This window comes from Streptomyces sp. NPDC058683, from assembly GCF_042716195.1.
Classification (GTDB): domain Bacteria; phylum Actinomycetota; class Actinomycetes; order Streptomycetales; family Streptomycetaceae; genus Streptomyces.
In genome coordinates this window covers 355,454-369,517 of record NZ_JBHXSK010000002.1, presented here as the reverse complement: position 1 = coordinate 369,517, position 14,064 = coordinate 355,454, and the positions used below count along the sequence as shown (strand labels likewise).

The window sequence follows — 14,064 nt, the reverse complement described above, 5'->3', positions numbered from 1 at the left end:
CTCCTCGGTGGTCGGCCTCTCCAGGATCGGTCCGGCGGGTTCCCCGCGCCCCTCCGGCGTCCGGCCGGAGTACTCTGGCGAGCGATGGTTTGAACTCTCAAACATTCGCTCATCGGAGAACGTCATGCGCGTCGCGATCACCGGATCGACCGGACTCATCGGTTCCGCCCTCACCCGCTCCCTCCTCGCCGACGGCCACCGCGTACTGCGTCTGACCCGCGGCCGGACCGCCCCGCAGCCGGCCGACGGCAGCGAATCCGCCTCCTGGGAGCCCGGCGCCCGACTGGACCCGGCCGTTCTGGACGGCGTCGACGCCGTGGTGCACCTGGCCGGAGCCGGGATCGGCGACCGGCGCTGGACCGAGACGTACAAGCAGCAGATCCGGCTCAGCCGTCTCCAGGGGACGCGCACCGTCGCCGAGGCCTGCGCCGAGGCCGCCGAGCCGCCCCGGGTGCTGGTCTCGGCCTCGGCCACCGGCTACTACGGCGACACCGGCGACCGCGTCGTCACGGAGGCCGACCCGGCCGGGAGCGACTTCCTGGCCTCCGTCTGCGTGGGCTGGGAGGCCGCCGCCGCGCCGGCCGCGCGGGCCGGTGTCCGGGTCGTCCACCCGCGTACCGGCCTGGTGGTCTCCGCCGACGGCGGTGCCTGGGGCAAGCTCTTCCCGCTCTTCCGGTTCGGTCTCGGCGGCAGGCTCGGTTCCGGCGACCAGTTCTGGCCCTTCATCTCCCTGCCCGACCACATCGCCGCGCTCCGCCACGCGATCGACCACGAGGACATGGCCGGACCGGTCAACTTCACGGCCCCCGAACCGCTGACGAACCGTGAGATCACCCGTGCGACGGGCCGGATCCTGCACCGGCCCACCCTCGCCGCGGTCCCCGCCGTCGCGCTGAGGGCCGTCCTCGGCGAGTTCTCCGTGGGGGTCACCGGCAGCTGCCGCGCCGTGCCCGCGGGCCTGCTGAAGGCGGGCTTCGTCTTCCGGCAGCCCGGCATCGACGACGCCCTTCGCGCGGCCCTGCGGAAGGGATAGCCGACCGGCACGGCTCCGTCCGGCTCCCCGGTGGTCCCCGCAACCTCCCGGGTTAACCTGTCGTTATGTGCCCGAACCGTCCGGAGGGGGCCGCATCCGAGCCGTCCCCCGCCGCGGGGGCGCGGGCGAGGGTGCTGACGCTGGCTCTTCGGCAGGCGGCGGCGAGCGTCGGGGGAGTGGGCGCCCTGCTGCACGGGTGGGACCGGCGCACCGGCAGGCTGACCCTGCAAGCGGTGGACGGCGTCGCCGCCGAGGCCGTGCGGGGCTGGGCGGAGCTGCGGGAGGAACAGGACGTGCCGCCGGCGTGTGCCCTGCGGCGCGGTGTCCTGGTCCAGGCGGCCGGGGACGACCTGGGGACGGGCGCCTCCGGCGTCGTGGCGCTGCCGCTCGTCGGCGCCGAGGGACCGATCGGCGCGCTCTCGGTGCTCACCGGGGACAGCGGCGGCGAGCCCGACGACGTACAGCTGTCGTTTCTGCGCGCGGTGGCGGCCTGGACCGCCGAGCGCCTGGAATCCGCCCCCGGACAACCGCCGCGCCGTGCTGCCGGTCCCGGTCCCGAGCCCGAGCAGGTGCGGACGGCCAAGGCGACCCACCTGACCGCGGCGCTCGCCGAGGCCGTGACCGTCCAGGACGTCGTACGGGCCGTGGCCGACCACGTCCTGTCGCCGTTCGGCGCCGACGGGCTGGTCGTCTCCGTGTTCGAGAACGGCCGGCTGACCAGGGTCGGCGAGGTCGGATACCCGCTGGAGTACCTGAGGCGGTTCGAGGGCCCGCTCACCGCCGGCATGCCCGTCACCGATGTGCTGCGGACCCACAAGCCGCTGTTCCTGGAGTCGCCGGCCGAGATCTACGAGCGCTATCCGGCGGTCAAGGACAAGATCCTGATGGGGACCTCGCCGAAGATGGCCTGGGCGTTCCTGCCCCTGGTCGCCTCCGGGCGCGCCATCGGCGTCGCGGTCCTCTCCTACAACCAGCCGCTCCCCTTCGACGAGGACGCGCGCACCCTGCTGACCACGCTCAGCGCCCTGGTCGGCCAGGGGCTGGAACGGGCCCGGCTGTACGACGTGGAGCACGCCCGCGCCCAGGAGCTGCAGAGCATCCTGCTGCCCCAGGCGCTGCCGCGGCTGCCCACCGCCGTCGCGGCCGCACGCTATCTGCCGGCGGGCCGGGGCGAGCAGGTGGGCGGCGACTGGTTCGACGTGATCCCGCTCTCCGCCGGCCGGGTCGCCATGGTGATCGGCGACGTGATGGGCCACGGCATCGCCGAGGCGGCCACCATGGGCCGGCTGCGCACCGCCGTACGCACCCTCGCCGACCTCGACATGGCCCCCGACGAACTGCTGAGCCACCTCAACGACCTGGTCAGCGACCTGGGCGAGGACTTCTACGCCACTTGCCTGTACGCCGTCTACGACCCGGCGGGCCGCCGGTGCAGTTACTCCGTGGCCGGTCACCCGCCGCCGGTCTTCGTGTATCCCGACGGCACCGTGCACAGCCCCGTCACCAGCCCCGATCCGCCGCTCGGCGCCGCCACCCCGCCGTTCGCGGCGCACGGGCTGCCGCTGCCGGACGGGAGTCTGGTCGTCCTGTGCACCGACGGGCTGATCGAGTCGGCCGCGCAGGACGCCGAACAGGGGCTGGCCCGGCTGCTGCGCGTCCTGGCCGGAGCCGGCGTCGGCCCCGCCCGCTTCACCGGCACCGACCAGGAGAAGGACGTCCGGGGTCTGGAGGAGCTGTGCGACACGGTCGTATCGGAGCTGCTGCCCGACCGGGGGCAGACCACCGACGACGCGGCCCTGCTGATCGCCCATACCCGGGCCATGCCCGCCGCCGACATCGCCTCCTTCGGCCTGCCCGACGATCCCCGGGCCGCGGGCCAGGCCCGTGAGTTCGTCCGCGTCCAGCTCGGCCGCTGGGGCCTGGACGAGCTGACGACGACCACCGAACTCCTGGTGAGCGAGCTGGTCGGCAACGTCGTCCGGCACGCCAGGGGCCCCATGCGGATGCGGCTGCTGCGCAGCCGCATCCTGACCTGCGAGGTCTACGACGGCAGCCTCAGCACCCCGCGCATCCGGCACGCCACCTACACCGACGAGGGCGGCCGCGGCCTCCAGCTGGTCGCCGCCATGTCCCGGCGCTGGGGCGCCCGCTACCTCAGCGACTCCAAGTGCATCTGGGCCGAGCAGGACATCCCGAACGTCACCAGCCGGGTCGGCGCCGCTTCCTGAGCGGGTCGCCGATATTCCAATGCTGACATGTTGGAGGTGAGAGGTATTAGTTGACCTGTCAATGTGGAGCTACCGTGAAGGCATGAGCCTTCGCCACGCACTCCTCGGTCTCCTGGCCGACCGGCCCGCCAGCGGCTACGACCTGCTGAAGCTCTTCGACACCTCGCTGGCCCATGTCTGGCCGGCCACCCAGAGCCAGTTGTACGGGGAGCTGAACCGGCTGGCGGCGGCCGGGCTGGTCGGCGTCTCGGCGGAGGGGCCGCGCCGGCGCAAGGAGTACACGGTCACCGAGCGGGGGCTCCGAGAACTGCGCGCCTGGCTGGTCACGCCGACGCGACGGCAGCCGCGCCGCAGCGAACCGCTGCTCAAGGTGTTCTTCCTGGACCTGGCGACGGACGAACAGGCCCGCGCGGTCCTCGCCGAGCGGGCGGAGCGGGCCGCGGCCGACCACCGGCGGCTCACGGAACTGGGAACCGGGCCGGCGGACGAGGCCGGACCGCTCACCGTCAACGGCCGGATCGCCCTCGAATACGGCCTGCGCCGGGCCGAGATGGAACGCGACTGGGCCCACTGGGCCGCCGAACAGCTCGGCTGAGCGGTGTCGGCGGCACCCCGGCCGTCCTCAGGCCACGCACCCCACATGCGCCAGGGCCTGCTTCAGCAGCACACCGTGACCGCCGGGCATCTCGCTCTGCACGGCCTCGGACACCGCATCCCGCGGGCTGAACCACACCAGGTCCAGGGCGTCCTGGCGGGGCCGGCAGTCACCGGTCACCGGCACGATGTAGGCCAGCGACACCGCGTGCTGACGCGGGTCGTGGTACGGCGTGACGCCCAGCGTCGGGAAGTACTCGGCCACCGTGAACGGCTGCAGGGAGGCCGGCACCCGGGGCAGGGCGACCGGGCCGAGATCCTTCTCCAGGTGGCGCAACAGAGCGTCGCGGACCCGCTCGTGGTGCAGGACACGGCCGGAGACGAGGGTCCGGCTGACCGTTCCGTCCGGGCCGATGCGGAGCAGCAGTCCGATGCTGGTGACTTCGCCGCTGTCGTCCACACGTACGGGCACGGCCTCCACGTACAGGATCGGCATACGGGCGCGAGCCATCTCCAGCTCGTCGGAGGACAGCCAACCGGGCGTGGTTTCGGTCATGTCAGACATTGCTTGATCATACTTTCCGGGTGGGGCGCGCGCTCAGTCGCGGCCGGGGTCCGATACGGGAAGTCCGTAGAGGCGACGGGCGTTGTCGCGTCCTGTCCAGGCGGCGATCCTCACTGCGTCGGCGGAGCTCAGTTCGTCGGCGTCCACCCGCTCCTGGAGCAGTCCGGCCAGCCCCTGCCGGAAGGACAGGGCGCCGAGATGGTGGAACTCGGACACACCATAAGCGTCCGAGCTGTACAGCAGTTTGCGGAACGGGGTGATCTCCATCGCCTCCGCCAGTACCGAACCCGCCCGGGCCGGGCCCACATAGTGCAGGGCGAGCCCGACGTCGAGGTGCACATGCTCGAACACCGTGGCCAGATAGGCGGCTTGGCGCTGGTACGGCCAGCAGTGCAGCAGCAGTACCGGGACGGTGCCGGCGGTCAGCCGCAGCCAGTCGGTGAGCAGGGCCGGGTCCGCCAGGTGCAGTCGCAGGTCCGAGTCCCCGAAACCGGCGTGGAGTTGGAGCGGCAGCCCGAGCGCCACGGCGGTCCACAGGAGATGGCGCATCAGCACCGGATCCGTGAGCTGGCCGCCCCGAGCGAACCACAGCGCGGCCGCCCGGGTCACCTCGGAGTACGTCGGCCGCGCCGGATCCAGGTCGAAGCCGGTGCGGTAGGCGGCGACCGACTTGACCGCGATCACCCCCGGCCGCCGTACCGCCTCCTCGGCCGCCGCCCGGAACGCGGCCGCGTAGTCGCCGGCGTCGATGCCCCGGGTGGCCACCTCCTCGGCGATGCTCTCCAGCCGGACCACCTCGTAGGCGGCGGCGCCGGACGCGTCCGCGAGGTCGGCGGGCGAGGTGACCGGATGCGGGGCGTAGCCGGTGTCCACGCAGAACGTCTCCACGCGCGCGGCTTCCAGGAACCGGCGGTTGACCTCCTGCCAGCCCAGTTCGGCGCGGCGCGCCAGGTAGTCGGCGGCGGGCGCGTGCCGGTCCAGGTCGAGCAGGGGTGCGCAGTGCCGTCGGACGGCCACGCCGACCGGACTGTCGAACGGCGACACGCCCGGCCAGGCCGCGCCCTCCGTCAGCAGCGACTCGAAGTCCGCCGGGCCGAGGTCGGCGGTGACCGCGCCGTGGCAGTGGTGGTCGACGAGGGGGAGCGTGTCGAGGGCTTCCCGGATCGGTCCCGCCATCAGTACTTCCAGCGGTAGGCCGCCGCCACCCCGGTGTCGTCGAGCCCGGCGACGGCCGCAGTCTCGCCTTCGCGTACGGCGACCACCGCGTCCGCGAGGACCGGGCCGAGGGCCGTGCACAGCACCTTGTCCTCACGGAACGCGTCCACGGCCTGCGCCAGCGAGGTCGGCAGCCGTCGTACGCCCCGGGCCACCGCCTCGTCCGGGATCAGCCGGGCCGGGTCGTCGACGACCTCCTCGGGGAGGGCCGCGCCCGAGACGAACCCGTCGAGTCCCGCGGCGATGACGCAGCCGAGGGCGAGATACGGGTTGGCGGCCAGGTCGGCCGGTTTGATCTCCAGATTGGCGTCCTGGTTCTGGTGGCCCCTCGTGCCGGTGATGACCCGGACGCCGGTCTCCCGGGTCTCCCGGCCCCAGGCCGTGAACGCCCCCGCCCACTGGGAGGGTTTGAGCCGCAGATAGCTGGCCGGGCTCGGCGCGATCACCGCCGTCAGTCCGGGCAGATGGGTCAGCAGCCCGGCCACGAAGGACTCGGCCTCGCCCGTCATGCCGTACCGGCCGTCGCCCCCGGCGTGCAGATTGACCCCGTGGCGCCAGGCGGAGAGATGGAGGTGGCCGCCGTTGCCGACGCCCCGCTCGGTGACGGCCGGGGAGAAGGAGGCCCGCAGGCCGTGCCGCTGCGAGACCGCGCGGATGGTCTGCCGTACCAGCACGCTCTGGTCGGCCGCCGACACCGGATCCAGGGCGTCGGTGGAGAGCTCGAACTGGCCGGGGGCGTACTCGGGGTGGAACTGGGCGACCGGCACCTGCTGGGCGTCCAGGGCCGCGAGCAGGTCGGCGGCGTAGTCGCTCAGCTCGACCTGCCGGGCGGCGCCGTACGCCGGGCCCTGGGTCGCCGGGGCGAACTCGTCGGCCGGTGCGGCGGCCCGGCCCAGCGCCCACTCGATCTCGACGCCCGCCTTGAAGGTGAGGCCGAGCCGGTCCTCGGCGTCGGTGACGGTCCGGCGCAGGAAGGTGCGGCTGCACCCCGGGTGCCGGTCTCCCTCCTGGGTGATCCGGTCGACGGGGGCCCAGGCCCAGCCGGGCTGCGCGGCCAGCACCACCAGCCGGTCCAGATCCGGGTAGAGGCGCAGATCGCCGTCGGGCGAGCCGAGGACGTCGGTGCGGACGATCGCGTCGTTCGCCAGGAAGGTGTCGAACACCGGGGACATGCCGACGCCCCACGCCACCGCCTGCTGGAGCCGCTGCCAGGGGACCGTCTTCACCCGGCAGATCCCGGCGGTGTCCACATAGGCCAGCACGATCGCGCGCACGCCCTGCGCGGACAGCTCATGGGCGAGGGCATGCGCCCGGGCGAGATCACCGGGGCGCCCGCCGGGCACGGGGTCGACAAGGGGTGGCATACGACGTCCTCCTCGACGGGCTCGGATGCACACGTCCCGGTCAGCGTTTCACGGCGACCGCGCCGAACTGCGGCACCGGCGCCGGGGAGTCGGCCCCGGCGCGCCACTGCGAGCACGGCACCAGGCCCGGCGCCAGCAGATCGAGCCCGTCGAGGAAGCCGGCGATCTCGGCGTGGCTCCGGGCGGTGATCGGCGGGGCGGCGTGGTCGTTCCAGAACCGCATCGCCGCGATGTTGCCCTGGCCGCCCACCTCCGCGTCGGCCGTCGGATGGGTCAGGACGAGAAAGCTGCCCGAGGGCACCGCGGCCATGATCCGCCGCACCACCTCGCGGGCCGTGTCCCTGTCGAGGACGAAGTTGAGGATGCCCAGCATCAGCACCGCGACCGGGCGGGTCAGGTCCAGGGTCTCGGCGGCCCGCCGGACGACGGTGTCCGGGTCGTGGACGTCGGCGTCCACGTACTGGGTGACGCCCTGCGGGGAGCTGGTGAGCAGCGTGCGGGCGTGCAGCAGCACCACCGGGTCGTTGTCGACGTACACGATCCGAGCCTCGGGCGCGATCCGCTGGGCGATCTCGTGGGTGTTCTCGACCGTCGGCAGTCCGGTGCCGATGTCCAGGAACTGCCGTATCCCGTGCTCGTCCGCCAGCAGCCGTACCGCCCGGCCCAGGAACGCCCGGTCCGCGCGGGCCACCTCCCGGATCACCGGCAGTATCCCGGCGACCTGCTCGCCGACCCGCTGGTCGACCGTGTAGTTGTCCCGGCCGCCGATCCAGTAGTTCCACACCCGCGCGTTGTGCGCCACGGACGCCGCCGGCTCAGCCGACCCGTTGCCGCCCACGTCCGTCGTCCTTCCCCCGCCGCAACGCCGTCGGCCGACATTGTGCCGCCCGGTGATCGCGCTGTCACAGGAATCTCCACGGCCGTTTCCGCTCCCGTCAGCCCTATGGGGGACACTGGTGTACGAATGCCGTCCCCCACCGGAAGCAGGACATGCCCGCCTCGCCCGCGTCCCTCCTCGCCACGCCCGGCCTCCCCGCCGGTCCCGCCGACATCCGCCTCGTCGTCACCGACATGGACGGCACCCTCCTCGACGACGAGAAGCGCATCCCCGGGGGACTGTGGCCGATGCTGGCCGAACTGCGCCGCCGCGGTGTGCTGTTCAGCCCGGCGAGCGGCCGCCAGTACGCCACCCTGGCCCGGCAGTTCGCGGACGTCGCCGACGGCATGGTGTTCATCGCGGAGAACGGCACCTACGTGGTGCGCGACGGCGTCGAGCTCAGCTCGGACGTCCTGGACCCGGCCGTCGCCGGCGCTCTCGCCCGGACCGTACGGCGGCTGGTCGCGGACGGCGTCGACGTGGGTGCCGTGGTCTGCGGCAAGCGGTCCGCGTACGTGGAGCGCACGGACGAGGCGTTCCTCGCCGAGGTCCGCCGCTACTACGTCGAGCACCGGGTCGTCGACGACCTCACCGCCGTCGACGACGACGTGATCAAGGTCGCGCTCTTCGACTTCGGCCCGGCCGAGCGCACCACCGCCCCGGCGCTGGCCGACTTCGCCGGTACCCACCAGGTCGTGGTCTCCGGCGAGCACTGGGTCGACGTGATGAACCGCACCGCGAACAAGGGCACCGCCCTGCGCGGTCTCCAGCGCGAGCTGGGCATCACCCCCGCGCAGACCATGGTCTTCGGCGACTACCTCAACGACCTGGAGATGCTCGACGCCGCCGACTGGTCCTTCGCCATGGCCAACGCCCACCCGGACGTCATCCGCCGGGCCCGCCACCTCGCCCCGTCCAACAACGACAACGGCGTGCTGCGCACCGTCGCCCGGATCCTGGACCTCTGAGTCGGCCCGGGCGGCGTTCTCGCCGCCCGGGAGTGGCCCACGCCGAGGGTCAGCCGGCGAGGAGTTCCTCCGACAGGTCCCACAGCCGGCGGCCGTTGTCCGGGTCGACGGCGTAGCGGGCGACGCCGTACAGCCTGCCGGTACGGCGGTCGACGACCTCGCTCTCGTTGCAGTCCTCGAAGTACCGCCCGCCGACGCCTTCGAGCAGGGGCGAAGTGGCCAGCAGGACCGAGGTCGCGGCGCCCTGTTCCGTGGTCTTGATCAGTTCCGCCGGGACCCGCCCGCTCCCGCGGCCGCCGGTGTGGCGCTGGAGGTTGGTGTAGATGGCGCCCGGCATCAGGGCGTTGGCGGTGATGCCGTCCGCGGCCCAGCGGCGGGTGGCCTCCACCGCGAACAGGACGTTGGCGGTCTTGGACTGACCGTAGGCCTGCCACGGGTCGTACGGCCGGAAGGCGAAGTCGATGTCGTCCCACACCACCGGAGACTGCTGGTGGCCGGTGGAGCTGACGACGACGATGCGGGCGGCACCGTCGGCGGCCAGCGCGTCGTGCAGGCCGGTGGCGAGGGCGAAGTGGCCCAGGTGGTTGGTGGCGAACTGCCACTCCCGGCCCTGCTCGGTGTACTGCTCGGGGCAGGCCATGACGCCCGCGTTGTTCACCAGGATGTGCAGCGGTCCCTGCCAGGCGGCGGCGAAGGCGGCGACGGACGCCGGGTCGGTCAGCTCCAGCCGTGCGACCTGCACCCGCTGGCTGCCGGTCGTCTCACCGATGTCCTTGGCGACCCGCTCGCCCGCGGCCAGGTCCCGCACCGCGAGGGTGACCTCCGCACCGGTCGAGGCCAGCGCCCGGGCCGTCTCCGCACCGATGCCCGAGGAGGCGCCGGTGACCACCGCACGGCGGCCGGTGAGGTCGATGCCCGCCACGACCTCGGCGGCCGTGCTGGAGAAGCCGAATGGGGTGCCGATGGCTGTCATGGAGGAACTCCTTGCTGGGTGCTGCCGGACGGTGCTGTGCGCGATGTTCACGGTTCGACGCTCATGGCGTGACCAGGCGGTCCTGCTCCACCGGGGGCGTGCCGTCGTGCCAGGGCAGGGGCTTGCCGAAGCGGACCAGCTCGCCGTAGAGCGCGGGGTCGACGTGGTCGGCGAAGACCAGGTCGAGGACGGCGCGGGCGGCGTCGGCGGGGGACTGGGCCTGGCTGTAGTCGCTGAACCAGGGGCGGGAGGTGGCGGTGTCGACCATGCCGGGGCAGACCGAGGCGACCAGGGTGCCGGAGGCCAGGTCCTGTTCCCGGCGCTCGGCGGCGAGGGCGCGGACGGCGGCGACCTGCGCCACCTTCGACGGCACGTTCAGCCAGACCGGCCAGCCCGCCTCGGTGGCGGTGTGCTGGTGGACGGCGCTGCGCCAGGACTCCACGGCGTACTCGACCTGGTCGAGGGTGGCGCCGTCGAACAGGTGGTGCAGCCGGGGGTCGAGATGACCGAGCGTGCCGAGCGAGCTGGCGACGACCAGCAGCCGGCCGCCCGGACGCAGGACGGGACCGAAGGAGCGCAGGATCGCGTGGGTGGCGGTGTTGGAGACGTCGATGAACTCGTCGGCCCGCTCCGACTGCGACTCGTCGGGCAGCAGGCGGGCGACCGCGTTGGAGACGACGATGTCCACCCCGCCGTAGCGGGCGCGGAGTTCGCCGGCGAGGCGGGCGACGGCGTCGGTGTCGGTGACGTCCAGGACCCGGCCCTCGACCCGGGAGCGGGTGCCCGGCAGCCGGGCGACCTCGACGGCGGCGTCCGTCACCCGCCGCTGGTCGCGGCCGGTGAGCAGGACCAGGTCGTCCGGGGTCAGCCGGGCGGCGAGTCCTTCGACGAGGGCGCGGCCGAGGCCTTGGTTGGCGCCGGTCACCAGGGCGATACGGGAAGTCTTCATGCCCACCACGCTAGGAACGCCATGTCCATGAGTCCAACGAAAGTTCGGCAAGGGTGGTATGCGTAAACGTCATGGACTTCAACGATGTGTCGCTGACGGCGCTGCGGGTCTTCCGCGCGGTCGCTGAACAGGGCACCTTCACCGCGGCCGCCGCCACGCTGGGCTACACCCAGTCCGCGGTGTCCCGGCAGATCGCCGCGATCGAGCGGGCGGCGGGCGCCGAACTGCTGGAACGGCGGCGCGACGGAGTACGGCTCACCGCGGCCGGCCGGATCGTCATGCGGCGCGCGACCGCCGTCCTCGACGAGATCGAGGCGACGGCGCGGGAGCTCTCCGGCCTGCCGGAAGGGGCCGGGACGGTCCGGCTGGGCTGGTTCCCCACCGCGGGCGCCGTGCTGGTGCCCCGGGCCCTGACCACGCTCCGCCGCACCGAGCCCGGACTGCTGGTCATCGGCCGCGAGGGCACCACCCCGGCCCTGGTCCGTGCCCTGCGCGCCGGGAGCCTGGACCTCGCGCTGATCGCGTCGGCGCCGCCGTTCCGGGCGCCGGACTCCGAGTCACCGCCGCTCGCGCTCCAGACCCTCACCGAGCGCGCCCTGTGCCTCGCGCTGCCGTCCGCCCACCCGCTGGCCCGCGGCGACTTCGTCGACGTGGCCGACCTGCGCGGACAGCGCTGGATCGCCGGCCCCGCGGCCGGCGAGGACCGGCTGATGGGGGTGTGGCCCGGCCTTGACGAGCGGCCCGAGATCGTCCACACCGTCCGTGACTGGCTCGCCAAGCTCCATCTCGTCGCGGCCGGCTTCGGGCTGACCACCGTACCGGCCGCCCTCGCCGCCGCCGCGCCGCCGGGCGTCCGGATCCTGCCGGTGCGCGGCGGACCTCAGGAACAGCGGCGCCAACTGCTGGCCCGGCTGCCCCAGCCGCCGACGGAGGCGGTCATCCGCGTGGCGGCGGCCCTGCGCGCGGCGGCGCTCGAAACGGACGTGCCGGAGGGGCCCGAGTGAGCCTCCCGGCAGCTCAGTCGTTCTCGGCAGTTCAGTTGTTCTCGGCCGCGAACATCCAGTGCTGCTTCTCCAGGTCGGCGGTGAGGGAGATCAGCAGGTCCTGGGTGACCGGGTCGGGCTCGTCGGTCGCGGCGATCCGCTCGCGCAGCCGTCCGATCGCCGCCTCCAGCGTCCGCACCATCAGGTCGACGACCTCGTCGTCCCGCAGCCGGCCGTCCTTCGTGCCGGGCAGCGAGAAGGCCGCGGCGATCGTCTCCGGGCGGCCGTCCGGGGCCACGCCCAGCGCGGCGGCCCGCTCCGCGACGGTGTCCGAGTAGGAGCGCGCGGCGGCGACCACCTCGTCGAGCTGCAGATGGATCGAGCGGAACCGGGGCCCCACGATGTTCCAGTGCGCCTGCTTCCCGATCAGCGACAGCCCCAGCAGATCCACCAGGGTGTCCTGGAGCGCGGTCCCGGTGACCCGGAGCGCCCCGTCGGACAACGTGCTCTTCACCACGGTCATGCGTGCGATTCCCTTCGTCGTGCTGTGGTCGCGGGTCGGGTGCCCGTGCCGAACGGGTGCAAACGGACGGACACGCCTGCCGGACCTGGCCGCACTCCCCAGGAGGAGGCCGTGCGCAGGAGGAAGACGCCGTGCGCAGGACCGATCGGCGAGACGGTACTTACCGGATCGGCTTGTCCGGACATAACATCGGTCCCCGCATGAACACCATGACCCTCTGGCACATATCCGGCTGGGAGTTCGCCGCCCTGGCCCTCGCCGCGCTGCTCGTCGGCTTCTCCAAGACCGCCGTCAGCGGGGCCAACACCGTCAGCCTCGCCGTCTTCGCCGCGATCCTCCCGGCCCGCGCCTCCACCGGCGTCCTGCTCCCGATCCTGATCGCGGGCGACGTACTGGCCGTCGCCACCTACCGCAGGCACGCCCACTGGCCCACGCTGTGGCGGCTGTTCCCCGCGGTCGCGGCCGGCGTGGTGATCGGCACGCTGTTCCTGGTGTGGGCCGACGACCAGGTCGTACGGACCTCGATCGGCGCGATCCTGCTGCTGATGGCCGGTGTCACCCTGTGGCGCCGCCGTAAGGCCGACGGCCCCGACGACCCGGATGCGGTCACCACCCGGGCAGGCCGGGTGAAGGCCGGTTCGTACGGCGTCCTCGGCGGCTTCACCACGATGGTCGCCAACGCCGGCGGCCCGGTGATGTCGCTGTACCTGCTCTCCGCCGGCTTCCGGAAGCTCGGCTTCCTGGGCACCTCGGCGTTCTTCTTCCTGATCGTGAACCTCGCCAAGGTCCCCTTCAGCGCCGGCCTCGGTCTGATCGACGGCAACTCACTGTTGCTCGACGCCGCGCTCGTGGTGTTCGTCGTGCCCGGCGCGCTCCTCGGCAAGTGGGCGGTGGACCGGATCAACCAGCGGCTGTTCGAGCAGCTGGTCATCGCGGCGACGATCGTCGGCGGCCTCCAGCTGCTCCTGCGCTAGCCGCTCCGGCAGCCCGGGAATGCGACCGGGGGAGGTGTTGTTACAACCATCGTGATTGACATGCTCGGATCAGTGATCCCGGGTGTGGGCGAAGGGAGAACCTCATGGCACGCAGCACCGCGCGTCCCGTCGTCAGGCTGAAGTCGACGGCCGGGACCGGAGTCACCTATGTGACCCGCAAGAACCGCCGGAACGACCCCGACCGGCTGGTCCTGCGCAAGTACGACCCGGTGGCCGGCGCGCACGTGGATTTCCGCGAAGAGCGCTGAACCGCCCAGAACGACCGGGCCCGAACCCTCCGGAACCACCACCGGACCCGGGCCCCAGGAAGGAAAACCCATGAAGTCCCGCATCCACCCCGACTCCCGGTTCGTCGTCTTCCGTGATCGTGCCGCGGACGTCGCGTTCCTGACCCGCTCCACCGCCGACTCGTCCCGGACGGTCGAGTGGGAGGACGGCAACACGTACCCGGTGATCGACGTCGAGGTCTCGTCCGCGTCGCACCCCTTCTACACCGGCAGGTCGCGGGTCCTGGACAGCGCCGGCCGGGTGGAGCGCTTCGAGCGCCGCTACGGCCGCACCGCAGCCGCCCGCGGCTGAACCGGCCCGGCGACCGACACGAGGAGAACAGAACCATGAAGGTACGCAAGTCCCTGCGCTCACTGAAGGCCAAGCTCGGCGCCCAGGTGGTCCGCCGACGCGGCGTGGTCTACGTGATCAACAAGAAGGACCCCCGCTTCAAGGCCCGCCAGGGCTGACGGGAGTCGCTTCCCACGACGGCCGCCCGGCCCCCCGCCGGGCGGCCGTCCCGCGTCCCG

General features: G+C 72.9%; 16 protein-coding genes. 9 read left to right on the top strand and 7 right to left on the bottom strand.

The window, feature by feature from the left end:
• Window positions 1-124 precede the first annotated feature (124 nt).
• The 3 genes from ACFWXC_RS03725 to ACFWXC_RS03715 all read left to right on the top strand — a co-directional run bounded on the left by ACFWXC_RS03725 (window position 125) and on the right by ACFWXC_RS03715 (window position 3,856).
• Complete coding sequence (locus tag ACFWXC_RS03725; RefSeq protein WP_384472429.1) at window positions 125-1,033, top strand: TIGR01777 family oxidoreductase; 909 nt, start codon at window positions 125-127, stop codon at window positions 1,031-1,033.
• Window positions 1,034-1,098: 65 nt separating this feature from the next.
• Window positions 1,099-3,261 carry a SpoIIE family protein phosphatase gene (locus ACFWXC_RS03720; protein WP_384472426.1) on the top strand — a complete coding sequence of 721 codons (2,163 nt, stop codon included), beginning with the start codon at window positions 1,099-1,101 and terminating at the stop codon, window positions 3,259-3,261.
• An 82-nt stretch (window positions 3,262-3,343) separates the two neighbouring features.
• Window positions 3,344-3,856: a PadR family transcriptional regulator gene (locus tag ACFWXC_RS03715; protein WP_384472423.1), complete on the top strand. Its 513-nt coding sequence runs from the start codon at window positions 3,344-3,346 to the stop codon at window positions 3,854-3,856.
• 27 nt (window positions 3,857-3,883) lie between these two features.
• Here ACFWXC_RS03715 and ACFWXC_RS03710 read toward each other — a convergent pair whose 3' ends face one another.
• From ACFWXC_RS03710 to ACFWXC_RS03695, 4 genes are read right to left on the bottom strand one after another with little or no spacing between them, the layout of a single operon-like run.
• Window positions 3,884-4,411 carry an NUDIX hydrolase family protein gene (locus ACFWXC_RS03710; protein ID WP_384472546.1) on the bottom strand — a complete coding sequence of 176 codons (528 nt, stop codon included), beginning with the start codon at window positions 4,409-4,411 and terminating at the stop codon, window positions 3,884-3,886.
• Window positions 4,412-4,453: 42 nt separating this feature from the next.
• Window positions 4,454-5,596 carry an amidohydrolase family protein gene (locus tag ACFWXC_RS03705; protein ID WP_384472420.1) on the bottom strand — a complete coding sequence of 381 codons (1,143 nt, stop codon included), beginning with the start codon at window positions 5,594-5,596 and terminating at the stop codon, window positions 4,454-4,456.
• A complete protein-coding gene (locus tag ACFWXC_RS03700) occupies window positions 5,596-6,999 on the bottom strand; it encodes a glutamine synthetase (protein ID WP_384472417.1) in 1,404 nt (467 codons plus the stop codon). The genes ACFWXC_RS03705 and ACFWXC_RS03700 overlap by 1 nt, the downstream gene beginning before the upstream one ends.
• A gap of 40 nt (window positions 7,000-7,039) precedes the next feature.
• Window positions 7,040-7,837 (bottom strand): SAM-dependent methyltransferase, encoded by a 798-nt coding sequence (locus tag ACFWXC_RS03695; RefSeq protein ID WP_384472414.1) that lies wholly within the window; start codon window positions 7,835-7,837, stop codon window positions 7,040-7,042.
• A 152-nt stretch (window positions 7,838-7,989) separates the two neighbouring features.
• Between ACFWXC_RS03695 and ACFWXC_RS03690 the strand changes: the two genes are divergently transcribed.
• Complete coding sequence (locus ACFWXC_RS03690; protein WP_384472411.1) at window positions 7,990-8,844, top strand: Cof-type HAD-IIB family hydrolase; 855 nt, start codon at window positions 7,990-7,992, stop codon at window positions 8,842-8,844.
• A 49-nt stretch (window positions 8,845-8,893) separates the two neighbouring features.
• Here the strand turns inward: ACFWXC_RS03690 and ACFWXC_RS03685 are convergent, their stop codons facing one another.
• Entirely contained in the window at window positions 8,894-9,817 is a 924-nt protein-coding gene (locus ACFWXC_RS03685) for an SDR family NAD(P)-dependent oxidoreductase (RefSeq protein WP_384472408.1), read from the bottom strand.
• Between the two features lie 61 nt (window positions 9,818-9,878).
• Window positions 9,879-10,766, bottom strand: coding sequence for an SDR family NAD(P)-dependent oxidoreductase (locus ACFWXC_RS03680; RefSeq protein WP_384472405.1), 888 nt, complete (start codon window positions 10,764-10,766; stop codon window positions 9,879-9,881).
• A 71-nt stretch (window positions 10,767-10,837) separates the two neighbouring features.
• On the opposite strand from ACFWXC_RS03680, the gene ACFWXC_RS03675 reads away from it, so the two are divergent.
• Window positions 10,838-11,770: a LysR family transcriptional regulator gene (locus ACFWXC_RS03675; RefSeq protein ID WP_384472402.1), complete on the top strand. Its 933-nt coding sequence runs from the start codon at window positions 10,838-10,840 to the stop codon at window positions 11,768-11,770.
• A 31-nt stretch (window positions 11,771-11,801) separates the two neighbouring features.
• On the opposite strand, the gene ACFWXC_RS03670 is transcribed toward ACFWXC_RS03675, so the two are convergent.
• On the bottom strand, window positions 11,802-12,272 hold the full coding sequence (locus ACFWXC_RS03670) for a Dps family protein (RefSeq protein WP_384472399.1): 471 nt from the start codon (window positions 12,270-12,272) through the stop codon (window positions 11,802-11,804).
• Window positions 12,273-12,472: 200 nt separating this feature from the next.
• Between ACFWXC_RS03670 and ACFWXC_RS03665 the strand changes: the two genes are divergently transcribed.
• From ACFWXC_RS03665 to ykgO, 4 genes are all read left to right on the top strand, one after another.
• Window positions 12,473-13,246: a sulfite exporter TauE/SafE family protein gene (locus ACFWXC_RS03665; RefSeq protein WP_384472396.1), complete on the top strand. Its 774-nt coding sequence runs from the start codon at window positions 12,473-12,475 to the stop codon at window positions 13,244-13,246.
• Between the two features lie 104 nt (window positions 13,247-13,350).
• Window positions 13,351-13,515, top strand: a complete 165-nt coding sequence (rpmG, locus tag ACFWXC_RS03660) for a 50S ribosomal protein L33 (protein WP_046728127.1) — start codon at window positions 13,351-13,353, stop codon at window positions 13,513-13,515.
• 70 nt (window positions 13,516-13,585) lie between these two features.
• A complete protein-coding gene (locus tag ACFWXC_RS03655; protein ID WP_384472393.1) occupies window positions 13,586-13,846 on the top strand; it encodes a type B 50S ribosomal protein L31 in 261 nt (86 codons plus the stop codon).
• A 35-nt stretch (window positions 13,847-13,881) separates the two neighbouring features.
• Entirely contained in the window at window positions 13,882-14,004 is a 123-nt protein-coding gene (gene ykgO / locus ACFWXC_RS03650; protein WP_384472390.1) for a type B 50S ribosomal protein L36, read from the top strand.
• Window positions 14,005-14,064 lie beyond the last annotated feature (60 nt).

What these genes read in the sequence shown, in the direction of transcription:
- ACFWXC_RS03705 (WP_384472420.1), bottom strand. Translation starts at nt 5,596, where the DNA reads ATGGCGGGACCGATCCGGGAAGCCCTCGACACGCTCCCCCTCGTCGAC.
- rpmG (WP_046728127.1), top strand. Translation starts at nt 13,351, where the DNA reads ATGGCACGCAGCACCGCGCGTCCCGTCGTCAGGCTGAAGTCGACGGCC.
- ACFWXC_RS03655 (WP_384472393.1), top strand. Translation starts at nt 13,586, where the DNA reads ATGAAGTCCCGCATCCACCCCGACTCCCGGTTCGTCGTCTTCCGTGAT.
- ACFWXC_RS03685 (WP_384472408.1), bottom strand. Translation starts at nt 9,817, where the DNA reads ATGACAGCCATCGGCACCCCATTCGGCTTCTCCAGCACGGCCGCCGAG.
- ykgO (WP_384472390.1), top strand. Translation starts at nt 13,882, where the DNA reads ATGAAGGTACGCAAGTCCCTGCGCTCACTGAAGGCCAAGCTCGGCGCC.
- ACFWXC_RS03665 (WP_384472396.1), top strand. Translation starts at nt 12,473, where the DNA reads ATGAACACCATGACCCTCTGGCACATATCCGGCTGGGAGTTCGCCGCC.
- ACFWXC_RS03675 (WP_384472402.1), top strand. Translation starts at nt 10,838, where the DNA reads ATGGACTTCAACGATGTGTCGCTGACGGCGCTGCGGGTCTTCCGCGCG.
- ACFWXC_RS03670 (WP_384472399.1), bottom strand. Translation starts at nt 12,272, where the DNA reads ATGACCGTGGTGAAGAGCACGTTGTCCGACGGGGCGCTCCGGGTCACC.
- ACFWXC_RS03700 (WP_384472417.1), bottom strand. Translation starts at nt 6,999, where the DNA reads ATGCCACCCCTTGTCGACCCCGTGCCCGGCGGGCGCCCCGGTGATCTC.
- ACFWXC_RS03715 (WP_384472423.1), top strand. Translation starts at nt 3,344, where the DNA reads ATGAGCCTTCGCCACGCACTCCTCGGTCTCCTGGCCGACCGGCCCGCC.
- ACFWXC_RS03710 (WP_384472546.1), bottom strand. Translation starts at nt 4,411, where the DNA reads ATGACCGAAACCACGCCCGGTTGGCTGTCCTCCGACGAGCTGGAGATG.
- ACFWXC_RS03680 (WP_384472405.1), bottom strand. Translation starts at nt 10,766, where the DNA reads ATGAAGACTTCCCGTATCGCCCTGGTGACCGGCGCCAACCAAGGCCTC.
- ACFWXC_RS03725 (WP_384472429.1), top strand. Translation starts at nt 125, where the DNA reads ATGCGCGTCGCGATCACCGGATCGACCGGACTCATCGGTTCCGCCCTC.
- ACFWXC_RS03720 (WP_384472426.1), top strand. Translation starts at nt 1,099, where the DNA reads ATGTGCCCGAACCGTCCGGAGGGGGCCGCATCCGAGCCGTCCCCCGCC.
- ACFWXC_RS03690 (WP_384472411.1), top strand. Translation starts at nt 7,990, where the DNA reads ATGCCCGCCTCGCCCGCGTCCCTCCTCGCCACGCCCGGCCTCCCCGCC.